General features: G+C 75.0%; 6 protein-coding genes and 1 pseudogene. 2 read left to right on the top strand and 5 right to left on the bottom strand.

The features are described from left to right. Positions 1 to 142: 142 nt before the first annotated feature. A complete protein-coding gene (gene cobF, locus IE274_RS26330) occupies positions 143 to 919 on the top strand; it encodes a precorrin-6A synthase (deacetylating) (RefSeq protein ID WP_190118365.1) in 777 nt (258 codons plus the stop codon). Between the two features lie 113 nt (positions 920 to 1,032). Continuing rightward, entirely contained in the window at positions 1,033 to 3,150 is a 2,118-nt protein-coding gene (locus tag IE274_RS26325; RefSeq protein WP_190118364.1) for an MDR family MFS transporter, read from the top strand. A 67-nt stretch (positions 3,151 to 3,217) separates the two neighbouring features. Here IE274_RS26325 and IE274_RS26320 read toward each other — a convergent pair whose 3' ends face one another. The 5 genes and pseudogenes from IE274_RS26320 to IE274_RS26300 form a co-directional block, all read right to left on the bottom strand. Beyond that, complete coding sequence (locus IE274_RS26320; protein WP_190118363.1) at positions 3,218 to 3,961, bottom strand: cobalt-precorrin-6A reductase; 744 nt, start codon at positions 3,959 to 3,961, stop codon at positions 3,218 to 3,220. Positions 3,962 to 4,078: 117 nt separating this feature from the next. After that, a complete protein-coding gene (locus IE274_RS26315; protein ID WP_190118362.1) occupies positions 4,079 to 4,855 on the bottom strand; it encodes a sulfite exporter TauE/SafE family protein in 777 nt (258 codons plus the stop codon). Between the two features lie 122 nt (positions 4,856 to 4,977). Continuing rightward, on the bottom strand, positions 4,978 to 6,165 hold the full coding sequence (locus tag IE274_RS26310) for a thiolase family protein (protein WP_190118361.1): 1,188 nt from the start codon (positions 6,163 to 6,165) through the stop codon (positions 4,978 to 4,980). A 63-nt stretch (positions 6,166 to 6,228) separates the two neighbouring features. Then, complete coding sequence (locus IE274_RS26305) at positions 6,229 to 6,933, bottom strand: class I SAM-dependent methyltransferase (protein ID WP_229909816.1); 705 nt, start codon at positions 6,931 to 6,933, stop codon at positions 6,229 to 6,231. Positions 6,934 to 7,028: 95 nt separating this feature from the next. After that, positions 7,029 to 14,156, bottom strand: a pseudogene (locus IE274_RS26300) (type I polyketide synthase); the annotation flags it as partial. Positions 14,157 to 14,181 lie beyond the last annotated feature (25 nt).

The raw sequence follows: 14,181 nt of genomic DNA, 5'->3' as shown, positions 1-14,181 counted from the left end.
CGGTCAAGCACCGGCGGCGGCCCTCGCCCGCCGAGCTCGGCAGTGGTCAGGGGGCACCCGGCGGCAGCCCCCACGCGCCGGGCGCGGCAGCGGTCCCGCACCCGGCCACAGCCCCCGCGCCCCCGTGCGGCACACTCGCCCCGTGCGAAAGATTCATGTCATCGGCATCGGCGCGGGCGACCCCGATCAGCTGACCCTGCAGGCGGTCAAGGCGTTCGCGGACACCGACGTGTTCTTCATCCTCGGCAAGGGTGAGGAGAAGGCGGACCTCGTGGCGCTGCGCCGGGGGATGCTCGACGCGCACCGGCCGGACGGGGCGTACCGCGTCGTCGAGGCCCGCGATCCGGAGCGCGACCGCAAGGCGGGCGGCGCGGACTACTCGCCCGCCGTCGACGACTGGCGCAGCCGTCGCGCCGACATCTACGAGCGGCTCCTCGTCGAGGAGCTGGGCGCGGACGCGACCGGGGCGTTCCTGGTGTGGGGCGATCCCGCGCTGTACGACAGCACCATCGGGATCCTGGAGGAGGTGCTCGGGCGCGGGGCCGTGGCCTTCGACTACGACGTCGTCCCCGGCATCAGCAGCGTCTCCGCCCTCGCCGCCCGACACCGCACCGGCCTGAACCGCGTGGCGCGCCCCGTCCAGATCACCACGGGCCGCCGCCTCGCCGACGAGGGCTTCCCGGCCGGGGTCGACGACGTGGTGGTGATGCTGGACGCCCGGCAGGCCTTCCAGCGGTACGCCGACCGCGACGACGTGGACATCTACTGGGGCGCCTACATCGGTACTCCCGACGAGATCCTGGTGTCGGGGCCGCTCGCGCAGGCCGCCCCGCGCATCGAGCGCCTGCGCGCCGAGGCCCGCGACCGCAAGGGCTGGATCATGGACACGTATCTGCTGCGCAGGCGCACGGACGGCTGACCCGCCCGGAGCCGCCGCGAGCTCCGCCCGGTCCGCGCCCACACGCCGGCGCCCCGTCACCGGACCGGACGGCCCCGCATGCACATGCCCGGTGCCGGTGTGAGGGTGAGGCTGTGACCGTTACCGATCAGCCCGTGGCCGCGGCGGAGCAAGGGCCGCCGGTCCTGGACAAGCGCCGGCGCAACGTCGTCTTCGTGACGATCATGCTGGGCGTCCTGCTCGCCGCGCTCGACCAGACGATCGTGGGGACCGCGCTGCCGACGATCGTGTCGGACCTGGGCGGGGCCGAGCACATGTCGTGGGTCGTGACGTCGTATCTCCTCGCGGAGACGGTCGCCACGGTGCTGGTCGGCAAGTTCGGTGACCTGTTCGGGCGCAAGATCGTGTTCCAGGTGTCGGCGATCGTCTTCATCACCGGCTCGTTCCTGTGCGGTCTCGCCACGAACATGACGCTTCTCATCGCCTGGCGGGCGCTGCAGGGCATCGGCGCGGGCGGGCTGATGGTGACGGCGATGGCGCTGATCGCCGATGTGATCCCGCTGCGGGAGCGCGGCAAGTACCAAGGGGCGATCGGCGCGGTCTTCGGTGTGTCCACAGTCATCGGGCCGCTGCTCGGCGGCCTGTTCACGGACCATCTGACGTGGCGCTGGGCGTTCTACGTCAACGTGCCCATCGCGATCCTCGTGGTCGCGGCCGCCGCCCGCACGATCCCGGTGGTGAAGTCGGCGTCGAAGCCCGTCATCGACTATCTGGGCATCGCGCTGGTGGCGGTCGGCGCGAGCGCGTTGATCCTGGCGACGAGCTGGGGCGGCAACGAGTACGCGTGGGGCTCGGGCACCATCATCGGGCTGTTCGTGGGCGGTCTGCTCGCGCTCGCCGGGTTCTGCTGGGTGGAGACGCGCGCGGCGGAGCCGATGCTGCCGATGCGGCTGTTCGCGAACCCCGTGTTCACGGTCTGCTCCGTGCTCAGCTTCATCGTCGGCTTCGCGATGCTCGGCGCGATGACGTTCCTGCCGACCTATCTGCAGTACGTCGACGGGGACTCGGCCACGATCTCCGGCGTCCGGACGCTACCGATGGTCGTCGGCCTGCTCATCGCGTCGATCTTCAGCGGCAACGTGGTCAGCAAGACGGGCACGTACCGGATCTTCCCGATCGTGGGCTCGCTGGTGATGGCGCTCGGGCTCTTCCTGCTCTCGCTGATGGGCAGCGAGACCAGTACGTGGCTGGAGTCGCTGTACATGTTCGTGCTCGGTGCCGGGATCGGCCTGTGCATGCAGGTGCTCACGATCGCCGTCCAGAACACCGTCGCCTACGCGGACCTGGGCACCGCGACGTCCGGCGTCACATTCTTCCGTACGCTGGGCAGCTCGTTCGGGACGGCCGTGTTCGGCACGATCTACGCCAACACGCTCGCCCCGAACCTGCGGGACGGCGTCACCGAGGCCTCCCGCACGGGAGCCGCGCCGCCGGACGCCGTCGCGAAGGCCTCGCAGAGCCCGCAGGGGCTGCACGACCTGCCGGGCGCGGCGGCGGCGCCGCTGGTCAAGGCGTACGCGGACACGCTGCAGACGGTGTTCCTGTGGACCGTGCCGGTCGCGCTCGCCGGGTTCGTCGTGGCGCTGTTCCTCAAGCAGGTGGAGCTGCGCGACAGCGCGCGGATGAGCTCGTCCGACCTGGGCGAGGGCTTCGCGTCGCCGCAGACGGGCGACCCGGCCCGGCTCCTCGAACTCGCCGTCGGCAACATCCTGCGCGCCAAGGGCCCGCAGACCGCGCGCGCCATCATCCAGCGCTCCGACACCCGCCTGGACATGGCCGGGGCCTGGGCGGTGATGCAGGTCGCCCTGTTCACCCGGATGGTCGGCCACGCCAACCTCAACCTCATCGCGGCCCGCCGCCAACTGCCGCCCGAGGTCCTGGTGCCCGTGTTCGACCGCATGGTCGAGGAGGGCTATCTGAGCCGCACCGACACGCTGTTCCAGCACACGACGGCGGGCGCGCGGGAGGCCGAGGTGATCGGCACGGCGTGGGCGGGCTGGCTGCGCGAGCAGTTGGAGAAGGACGGCGGCCGCACCCTGGAGGAGACGGCCGGGGGCGACGGGAAGCTGATGGCGGCGGTCGACGCGATCGCGAAGCGGCTGCTCGCGGAGGACCTGGCGCACGGCCTCGCGCTCGACCGGGGGCAGGGGGCACGTCCGGCGGCAACGGCTTCGGCTTCAGCTTCGGCGTAGGGGCGCGCCCGCGACGGCCTCGGCGCCGAGCGCGCCCGCGCCCACCCGAGGCGGGCCCACCGCGCCGCTACGCCCCCGCCTCCCCCAGCCGCGCCAGCACCGCCGCCACGTCGGCCACCACCGGCACCCCCGACGGCGGCTCCGGGCGGCGCACGACCACCACGGGCAGGGCCAGGGCGCGGGCGGCCGTGAGCTTGGCGGCCGTCGCCGCGCCGCCGCTGTCCTTCGTGACGAGCACGTCGACGCGGTGTTCGCGCAGCAGCGCCGTCTCGCCGTCGACGGTGTACGGGCCGCGGTCCAGGAGGATCCGTACGTCGCGGGGCAGCGGCGGCTCGGGGGGCTCCACGGAGCGTACGAGGAAGTGCAGGGCGTCGTACGGGGCGAACGCGGCGAGACCCAGACGGCCGGTGGTCAGGAAGACACGGCGGCCGAGGGCCGGGAGTGCGGCGGCGGCGTCCGCCAGGGAGGCGACGTCGTGCCAGTCGTCGCCGGGGACGCGGCGCCAGCCGGGGCGGCGCAGGGCGAGCGCCGGCACACCGGTGGCCCGGGCAGCCCGCGCCGCGTTGGCGCTGATCGCGGTGGCAAAGGGGTGCGTGGCGTCGACGAGCGCGGTCACCGCGTGCTCCCGCAGCCACCGGGCGAGCCCGTCGGGGCCGCCGAAGCCGCCGATGCGTACGTCGCCTTCGAGCGCCGCGGGCCGGGTGACGCGGCCCGCGAGCGAGGTCGTCACCCGGGTGTCCGGCCGGGCGGCGAGGGCGGCGGCGAGGCGGCGGGCCTCGGTGGTGCCGCCGAGGACGAGCACGTGGGGCATGGGTCGAGGGTACGTGGGGCGCGACCAGGGCGACCCGGGCGGCCCGGGCCCGGCGGCGGCGGCGCGACTCGGCCCGGTGGCGGCGCGGCGCGGGCCCCGTGCCAGTGCGCCAGGACCTCAGCGCAGCAGCAACTGGAGCCCGCCGAGGACCGTCGCGCCGATGACGAGTTGTTCGAAGAGCCGCTGGTTGATGCGGTGCACGCACACCTTGCCGAGGAGCGCGCCCGGGATCACGAACAGGACCAGGGCCGCGTCGAGCAGCAGCGAGGGCCCGTCGATGAGGCCGAGGCCCACGCTGAACGGCACCTTGGAGGTGTTCACGATGAGGAAGAACCAGGCCGAAGTGCCGAGGAAACTCAGCTTCTTGAAGCCCGCGGAGAGCAGATACATCGACATGACAGGACCGCCCGCGTTGGCGACCATCGTGGTGAAGCCGCCGAGCACGCCGTACGAGGGCGCGGCGAGCCGGGCCGCCCCGGCCGACGCCCGCTCCTCGGTCTCCGCCCGCTCGGCGGCGCGCCGCCGCCACACCGTCACGGCCGCCATGAGCAGCAGGATCGCCCCGATCGACGTACGCATCACGGCGTCGTCGGCGAACATCAGGAACACCGTGCCCAGGGCGACGCCCGCGCCGACCGCGGGGAACAGCCGCCACAGCGTGGGCCAGTGGGCGTGCCTGCGGTAGGTGAGGACGGCGAGGACGTCGCCCGCGATGAGGATCGGCAGGAGCACGCCCGTCGACGCGCGGGCCGGGAGGACCGCGGCGAACACGGCGAGGCTGATGGTGTTGGCGCCGCTGACGGCGGTCTTGGAGAAGCCGACGACCCCGGCCGCCAGGGCCAGGGCGCCGAACTCCCAGACGGTGAGGCCGGTGATGGCGGAGGTGGCGTCCATGCTGGGAACCGATGGTATGCCCAAGCACTTCGCGCCGGGGCGGGCCGGGGCCGCTCGCGGTCACCGACCCGGCCGGTACGCCCCGTTCACCCTCGGCGTCCGTCGGCGTCCGTCGGCGTCCGTCAGTCCCTCTCGACGAGGAGCGCCGTGCCCTGGCCCACGCCCACGCACATCGTGGCGAGGCCCCGGGTGGTGCCGGTGCGGCGCATGCGGTGCAGGAGCGTGGTGAGGATGCGGGCGCCGGAGCAGCCGAGGGGGTGGCCGAGAGCGATGGCGCCGCCGTCGGGGTTGACCAGGTCCGGGTCGATGCCGAGGGCGTCCACGCAGGCCAGGGCCTGGGCGGCGAACGCCTCGTTGAACTCGGCCTCCTGGATGTCGGCGACGCTCCAGCCGCGCCGGGCCAGGGCCTTCTGGGTGGCGGGCACGGGCCCGATGCCCATCACGTCGGGGTGCACACCGGCGGAGGCACCGGTCGCGTACCGGCCGAGGGACTCCAGGCCCAGGTCGCGCAGGGCCTCCTCGCTGACCAGGAGCAGGCCCGCCGCGCCGTCGTTCATCGGCGACGCGTTGCCCGCCGTGACGGTGCCGCCCTTGCGGAACACCGGCCGCAGCCCGCTGAGCTTGTCGTACGACGTGTCCTCGCGGATGCTCTCGTCCGCGTCGACGACCGTGCCGTCGGGGGTGGTGACGGGCAGGAGTTCGTCGTCGAAGTGGCCGTTCTTGCGGGCGGCGGCGGCACGCTGGTGGCTGCGCAGGGCGAAGGTGTCCTGGCGTTCGCGGGAGACGCCGTACCGGGAGGCGACCTCCTCGGCGGTCTCGCCCATCGAGAGGAGCCCGTGCAGCTCCCGCATCGCCGGGTTGACCAGGCGCCAGCCGAGGCGGGTGTCGGCGGCCTCCATGCGGTGCGGCAGGGCCTCGTCGGGACGCGGCAGCACGAAGGGGGCGCGGCTCATGGACTCGGAGCCGCCCGCGAGCACGACGTCGGCGTCGCCCGCGGCGATGGTGCGGGCGGCCAGGGTGACCGCCTCCAGGCCGGAGGCGCACAGGCGGTTCACCGTGGCGCCGGGGACGGACTCGGGGAGGCCCGCGAGGAGCACGGCCATGCGGGCGACGTTGCGGTTGTCCTCGCCCGCCTGGTTCGCGGCGCCCCAGTAGACCTCGTCGATCCGGGCCGGGTCGAGCCCCGGCAGGCCGTCGAGCAGGCCGCGCACGACGGTGGCGGCGAGGTCGTCCGGGCGGACGGCGGAGAGGGCACCGCGGAGCCGCCCGATCGGCGTGCGGCGGGCGGCGGCGAAGTGGACGGTGCGCACGGGGCGACTCCGAGACGTGAGCGGTTTAATTAGCGCTGCTAGTTTCGGAGTGTACGGGGCTCCTCAGGCGGCCGTCCAGGCACGGAAGACGCCGACGCAGCCGTGGACGGTCAGCTCGTGGCGGTCGAAGTGCTGGTCGAGCTGGGCGCGGAGGTCGTCGAGGGTGTCGGCGTCGTTGTGGAAGGCGCCCCGCTTGTTCAGGATGCGCAGCGCCCGGCGGGCGCCGCCGGACACCGGCACCCCGGCCGACAGGACCGTGGCGCCGAAGACGACGCCGCCGGGGCGGACGACGGCGGCGGCGTGCGCCAGCGCGATCCCCTTCTCCCGCAGGCTGCCCGGAACGCAGTGCAGCAGATAGCTCATCCCCACTGAGTCCTGGGACCGCGCCGCCACCGGCAGGTCCTCCAGTATGTTCGCGCGGACCGTTTCGACCCGGTACCGCCGGAGCCGGTGCGCCGTGTGGGCCAGGGAGTTGCGGTTGAGGTCGACCAGCGTGATCCGGGGGTCGGGCACGGGGAACCGGGTGTGGTGGAGCAGGTAGCCGGTGCCCACGCCGATGTCCATGTGGCGGGCGCCGACGCAACTGTCGTACAGCTCCCGGGACACCGCCGCCGGGCAGCCCCACAGGAGGGGCGCGGTGCCCCGGTACACCAAGAGGTCGTAGAGGGCGAGGAACGGCTTCGAGTATCCGGACTGCCCGTCGATGACCCCTTGGTCGAGGTGCTGGTCGAGGGGCTTGCTGGCGCTGGCGCCGTCGGACGTCATCATGCTCCTTCAGGGGTGGTGGGCTGCTCGGTTTCCGTGCGGGCCGGGGCGCCCTGCGGGGCGGGGCCCCCGTGGCGGCCGCCGAGCCAGTCGGCCACCGCGCGCAACGCGGGCTCGCTGTGCTCGCGGATGATCGAGAAGTGGGTGCCGGGCGTGTCGACGGCGGTGTGCGGGAGGTGCCAGCCCGCTCGCCAGTCCGTCGGCTCCGCCGAGTTCCCTGGCGCCGCCGATGTCGCGGGTGCCGCAGGTGCCTCTGGGGGCCCGGGTGCGTCTGAGGGCTCGGGTGCCTCGTCGAAGGCCGCCTCCGACGCCCGTACGAGCAGGGTCGGCGCGCCGATCTCCGTCGGCGTCCACGCCCGGAACAATCCGGCGTAGTGCGCCATCGCGGTGAGGTACGCGTCGTCCCCGGACTCGTGGGTCCACGGTCCGTCCGGTGCCGCGGAGGTGCGGGCCGCCGCGAGCCGGGCCTGTTCGATGCGGGCGTGCAGGTGCGGGAGCGCCGGGCTGTCGGGCCAGTGGCTGTCCAGGAGGACGACGGCGTCGGGCCCGGCGCCGCGTGCTTCGAGGGCGGCCGCGGTGGCGTGGGCGATCCAGCCGCCCGCCGAGTAGCCGAGCAGGACGACGGGACCGCCGTCGCCGCACCGGTCGACGCCGTCCGCCAGGAGGCCCGCGAGGGCGGCCACGGACGCGGGCAGCGACTCCTGCCAGTCGAAGCCGGGCACGGGCAGGACCCAGACGTCGTGCTCGCCCCCGGACGCGGCGGCGAGCCGCGCGTACTGGGACGCGCCCGCGCCGACGGCGAACGTCGGGAAGCAGACGAGGCGCGCGGCGGACCCGCGCGCGAGCCGGACCTGCGGCGGCCGCAGCCGCTCCTCGGGGGTGGCGAAGGTGGGCCGGAACCCGGCGACGTGGCGCACCAGTTCCTGGAACTCCTCGGTCCGGCCGAGTTCGCCGGCGCGGGCGAGCAGCGGACCCAGGGTGAAGCGCGAGCCGCCGGGGCCGCCGGGTGCCGTGTACGTGCTGCCGGGTGCCGTGAGCGCGCCACCGCCCGTGTCCGCGCTGCCCGCGTCCGCGGTGCCCGTGTCCGCGCTGCCCCCGTCCGTGGTGCCCGCGGCCGCGCTGCCCGTGTCCGTGGTGCCCGCGGCCTCGGGAGGTGCCGCCTCCCACCGCGCGACCAGGTGCCGGGTCAGCGCGGTGACCGTCGGGTGCTGGAAGACGAGGGCCGGGGGCAGGCGCAGGCCGGTGTCCGCGCCGAGCCGGTTGCGCAGGTCCACGGCCGTCAGCGAGTCGAACCCGAGCTCGGGGAGCGGCCGTTCGTCGTCGACGGTGTCCGGGTCCGCGAGCCGCAGCACCGCCGCGACGTGCGTGCGGACGAGGGCGGCGACCAGGTCGGCCCGCTCCTCGCCGGCCGCCGCCGCGAGGCGTTCCCTGACCTGGCGTCCCTGGTCGGCCCGCGCCGCGCCGGGCGCGACGGGCCGCCCGGCCGCGCCGATGGGCAGCCCGGCGCCCTCGGGCCAGTACCGCTGGTGCTGGAAGGCGTACGTGGGCAGGTCCACCAGGCGCGCGCCGCAGTCGGCGAGCATCCTGCCCCAGTCCACCGGGACGCCCGTGACGTGCAGTCGGGCCAGCGCGATGAGCAGGGCGCCCAGGTCGGTGCCGTACTCCTGGCCGCCGAGCGCGGCCAGTGCGGCGTCGGGGCCCAACTGGAGGCAGGTGCGAACTCCTTGGGAGTCGAGCCACTCCACGGCGGCCGCGGGCGGGGCGTCCTCCTGGGCCAGGCGCACCCAGTGGTCCGGGGCGGACAGTTCCTCGTACGCGACCGGGCGGCCGGTGCGGGCGGCGACGAGGGGCGTCGTCGGCGGGCGGAACGTCAGGTCCTTGACGGTACGCCGGACGGCGTCCCCCGCGTCGGCCTGTGCCCCGGCCTGCGTTTCCCGTACGAGAGCGACCGCGAGCGCCGCCGCGTCGGCCAGCGACAGCACCCCCGCGCAGTGCGCCGCGGTCACCTCGCCGACGGCGTGGCCGAGGAGGAACGCGGGGCGGACGCCCCAGTGTTCGAGGAGCCGGAACAGCGCGACTTCCCCGGCGAACCGCGCGGCGCGGGCAAGCACCGGGTCCTGCGGCGCTCCGCCGTCCGGGGGCAGGACCTCGCTCCAGGGGCGGCCCAGCCGCGCCGCGACGGCGGCACCGGCTTCATCGAGGGCCGAGGCGTACACCGGCGCATGCTCGGACAACTCCCGTACGAGACCGCCCTGTTCGCCGTGCTCTCCCCCGGCCGGATCGGGAAGCAGACCGGAGAACAGGAACGCCACCCGCTCGCGCCCCCGGGCCGACCCGAGGACCACGTCCGGCGCGCCCTCGCCCCCCGCCACCCGCGACAGCCCCGCGAGCAGCGTCTCCCGGTCCTGGCCGAGGACCACGGCACGGTGCTCCAGGCCCGCCCGGGCCGACGCCAGGGAGCGCGCGACGTCGGCCGGTACGAGACCGGTGCGCTCCTCGACGTACCGGCGCAGCCGCTCGGCCTGTGCCCGCAGGGCTTCCTCGGTGCCGCCCGAAAGGAGCCAGGGTGTCCTGGGCAGGGCGGTGCGGGGGGCGGGTGCCCGCTCCGCCGCCGCGCCCCCGTCCGCCGGCGCCTGCTCCAGCACCACATGCGCGTTGGTCCCGCTGATCCCGAACGACGAGACCCCGGCCCGGCGTGCCCGGCCCGTGTCCGGCCACGGGCGGGCCTCGGTGAGGAGTTCCACCGCGCCCGCCGACCAGTCCACGTGCGGGGTCGGCTCGTCCACGTGCAGGGTGGGCGGCAGTACCGCGCGGTCCAGCGCCAGCACCGTCTTGATGATGCCGCCGACCCCGGCCGCGGCGGCGGTGTGGCCGACGTTGGACTTCAGCGAACCGAGCCACAGGGGGGCGTGCGCGGGCCGCCCCTGGCCGTAGGTGGCGAGCAGGGCCTCCGCCTCGATGGGGTCGCCGAGGGTGGTGCCCGTGCCGTGGGCCTCGACGGCGTCCACGTCCCGGGCGGTGAGGCCGGCCTGGGCCAGGGCCTGCCGGATGACGCGCTGCTGGGCGAGTCCGTTGGGGGCGGACAGGCCGTTGCTCGCCCCGTCCTGGTTGAGGGCGGTCGAGCGGACCAGGGCGAGGACGGGGTGTCCGGCGCGGCGGGCGACCGACAGGGGTTCGACGAGGAGGACGCCGACGCCCTCGCCCCAGCCGGTGCCGTCGGCCTCCGCGGCGAACGCCTTGCACCGCCCGTCGGTCGCGAGGGCACCCTGGCGGCTGAACTCGATGAACGCGCCCGGGGTCGAGAGGATCGTCGCGCCGCCCACCAGGGCGGCCGTGCAGTCGCCCTGCCGCAGCGCCTGCACGGCGAGGTGGAGGGCGACGAGGGACGACGAGCAGGCGGTGTCGACGGTCACCGCGGGGCCTTCGAGGCCGAAGGTGTAGGCGATGCGGCCCGAGGCGACGCTCGTCGACGTACCGGTCATCAAGTGGCCCGCGCCGCCGTCCGGATCGGCGGTCAACAGGGGCAGGTAGTCCTGGCCGCTGACGCCCACGAACACGCCGGTGCGGCTGCCGCCGACCGCGTCGGGCGCCAGCCCGGCCCGCTCCAGGACCTCCCAGGCCACCTCCAGGAGGAGCCGCTGCTGCGGGTCCATGGCCAGGGCCTCGCGCGGGCTGATCCCGAACAGGAGCGGGTCGAACTGGTCGGCGTCGTGCAGGAAGCCGCCCCGGCGGACGTAGGTGTGCCCCGGCCTGCCCGGGTCCGGGTCGTACAGGTTCGCCGTGTCCCAGCCCCGGTTGGCGGGGAAGCCGGAGATCGCGTCGCGGCCGGCGGCGACCAGGTCCCACAGCTGCTCGGGCGAGGTCACGTCGCCGGGGTAGCGGCAGCCCATGGCGACGATCGCGATCGGCTCCCCGGCGACAGGCGCCGCCGCCACCGGCTCCTCGGCCTGCTCGTGCGCGCCCGTCAGGCGGCCCAGGAGGTGCGCGGACAGCTTCTCGGCCGTCGGGTGGTCGAAGACCGCCGCCGGGGAGAGGCGGACGCCGGTGGCCGTGGTGAGCCGGTTGCGCAGTTCCATGGCCGTCAGCGAGACGAACCCGAGGTCGGTGAAGGCCCGTGTGCCGTCGACGTCCCCCGGGGAGCCGAGGTTCAGGACGGCGGCGGCGTGCTCGCACACCGTCTCCAGGACCAGGCGTTCCTTGCCGCCGTCCGGCAGTTCCGCGAGGCGCTGCCGGAACACGGAGGCCGCGCTGTCGTCGGCCTCGCGGTCCTGGGCGGCGGCGGGCAGCGCGTCCGGCCAGTAGCGGCGGCGCTGGAACGCGTACGTCGGCAGGTCCACCAGGCGCGCCCCCGGCCCGACGCGGGCCGACCAGTCGACCGGGACGCCCTGGACGTGCGCCTCCGCGACGGAGGCGAGGAAGCGCCCGAGGTGCCCCTCGTCGCGCCGCAGCGAGGTCAGCACCGTGCCCTGCGCCCCAGCGCTCGCCGGACCCGCCGGGCTCGCCGCGCCTTCGATGATCTCGTGCAGGGACACCGCGAGCACCGGGTGCGGGCTCATCTCCACGTACGTGCGGTGTCCGGCCGCGAGGAGGTCCCGGACGGTCGGGTCGAAGCGGACCGTCTCCCGCAGGTTGCGGTACCAGTAGGCGGCGTCGAGCCCGGAGGTGTCGACCTGGGCGCCGAGGACCGTCGAGTGGAACGGGATCTCGGCGGTGCGCGGGGTGACGTCGGCGAGCGTCGTGAGGAGTTCGGCCTCCAGCGTCTCGACCTGCGCCGAGTGCGAGGCGTAGTCGACCGCGACGCGGATCGCCCGTACCCCTTCCTGCTCGGCCGCGTACAGCAGCTCGTCGAGCGCTTCGGCGTCGCCCGACACCACCACGGACGAAGGGGCGTTGGTCGCGGCGATGCCCAGGCGTGGCCCCCACTCCGCGAGCCGGTCGCGGGCCCGGTCGGCCGGCAGGGCCAGGAACGCCATGCCCCCGCTGCCCGCCAGGCGTTCGGCGACGAGCCGGGACCGCCGTGCCACGATCCGGGCCCCGTCCTCCAGGGACAGGGCGCCCGCGACGCACGCGGCGGCGATCTCACCCTGGGAGTGGCCCACGACGGCACCGGGTTCCACGCCGTGGGACCGCCACAGTTCGGCCAGCGAGACCATCATGGCCCACAGCGCGGGCTGGACGACGTCCACGCGGTCCAGCGAGGCCGCGCCCTCGACGCCGCGTACGACATCGGTGAGCGAGAAGTCGACGTGCGGCTCGACGGCTTCGGCGCACGCGCGCAGCCGTGCGCGGAAGACCGCCGAGTCGCGGTACAGGTCCGCCGCCATGCCCTCCCACTGGGCACCCTGCCCGGGGAAGACGAACACCGGCTTCCCGGGGTCGCGCGCGACGCCCTCCACGACTCCGGGGGCGCTCCTGCCCTCGGCGAGGGCGGTGAGGCCCGCGAGGTACGCGTCCCGGTCGTCGGCGAGTACGGCGGCACGGTGGTCGAAGTGGGTGCGCGAGGCCAGGAGGGAGTGGGCGATGTCGGCCGGGGCTAGGTCGGGGCGGGCGTGCACGTGGTCGCGCAGGCGGGCGGCCTGCTCGCGCAGGCCGCGGCTGGTTCGCGCGGTGATGAACCACGGGAGGGGAGCGGTCGGTTCGGGTGCGCGGTGGGCGGGGGCCGGTGCGGGGCTGTCCGCCGGGGCCTGCGCGGGGGCGTCCGGCGCGTCCTGCGCGGGGCCGTCCGCGACCTGTGCGGGGCCGTCCACCGCGTCCCGCGCCGGGTGGTCGGGCACGTCGTCGGCCGCGAGGCCGAGCGGCACGGGCCGGGCGGTCGGTGCCGGGGCGGGCGCCGGGAACGTGTCGTCGTCGGACTGCTCCAGGATCACATGGGCGTTGGTGCCGCTGATCCCGAAGGACGACACTCCGGCCCGGCGCGGCCCGTCGCGCTCCGGCCAGTCGCGCGCTTCGGTGAGCAGCCGTACCGCGCCCGAGGACCAGTCGACGTGCGGGGTCGGCTCGTCCACGTGCAGGGTGGGCGGCAGGACACCCCGGCGCAGCGCCATCACCGTCTTGATGACGCCGCCGACGCCAGCCGCCGCCTGGGTGTGGCCGATGTTGGACTTGAGGGAGCCGAGCCACAACGGCCGGTCGGCGGAACGCTCTTGACCGTACGTGGCGAGCAGTGCCTGCGCCTCGATCGGATCGCCGAGGGCCGTACCGGTCCCGTGCGCCTCCACCACGTCCACCAGATCCGCCGACAGCCGGGCCGACGCCAGCGCCTGCCGGATGACGCGCTGCTGCGACGGGCCGTTCGGTGCCGTCAGACCGTTCGACGCCCCGTCCTGATTCACCGCCGACCCCCGCACCACGGCGAGCACCGGATGCCCGTTGCGCCGCGCGTCCGACAACCGCTCAAGGAGTACGAGCCCGACGCCCTCGCCCCACCCCGTGCCGTCCGCCGACGCCGCGAACGCCTTGCACCGCCCGTCCACGGCGAGCCCCCGCTGGCGGCTGAACTCCACGAACATCCCCGGGGTCGTCAGCACCGAAGCGCCGCCCGCGAGGGCCAGGGCGCACTCGCCCTGTCGCAGCGACTGCGCGGCCAGGTGCAGTGCCGTCAGGGACGCCGAGCACGCGGTGTCAACGGTGATCGCGGGGCCTTCGAGGCCGAAGGTGTAGGCGAGGCGGCCCGAGAGGACGCTGGCGAGGAAGCCCGTCGAGTAGCCCTCGAAGGTCTCGCGGGCGCTCTGCAGCAGGAGGGCGTACTCCTGGCTGCTGGTGCCGACGAAGACGCCGGTGCGGCTGCCGCGCAGGGCGGACGGCGGGAGGCCCGCGCGCTCGAAGGTCTCCCAGGAGACCTCCAGGAGGAGCCGTTGCTGCGGGTCGAGGGTCAGCGCCTCGCGCGGGCTGACGCCGAACAGGCCCGCGTCGAAGGACGCCACGTCGGCGAGGAAGCCGCCCTCGCGGGCGTAGCTCTTGCCGAGCCGGTCCGGATCGGGGTCGTAGAGGTGGTCGACGTCCCAGCCCCGGTCCTCGGGGAAGGGCGCGACGGCGTCCGTGCCGGAGACGACCAGGTCCCACAGGTCCTCCGGCGAGCGGACGTCCCCGGGGAAGCGGCAGCCCATGGCGACGACCGCGATCGGCTCCCCGGCGGCGTCCTCCAGTTCCCGCAGCCGCCCGCGCGTCTCGTGCAGGTCGGCGGTGACCCGCTTGAGGTAGTACCGAATCCGGTCGTCCGTCGCCATGTGCCATCCACCTCGTCGAGACGTC

Origin of the sequence: Streptomyces flavofungini, from assembly GCF_014650815.1 — a bacterium.
GTDB lineage: Bacteria > Actinomycetota > Actinomycetes > Streptomycetales > Streptomycetaceae > Streptomyces > Streptomyces flavofungini.
Note: the sequence above shows the minus strand (reverse complement) of the source record. Positions and strands in the feature narration are given on the sequence as shown.

Bases quoted from the DNA above. Each gene is read 5' to 3' on its own strand.
- IE274_RS26305 (WP_229909816.1), bottom strand. From the start codon at position 6,933: ATGATGACGTCCGACGGCGCCAGCGCCAGCAAGCCCCTCGACCAGCAC.
- IE274_RS26320 (WP_190118363.1), bottom strand. From the start codon at position 3,961: ATGCCCCACGTGCTCGTCCTCGGCGGCACCACCGAGGCCCGCCGCCTC.
- IE274_RS26315 (WP_190118362.1), bottom strand. From the start codon at position 4,855: ATGGACGCCACCTCCGCCATCACCGGCCTCACCGTCTGGGAGTTCGGC.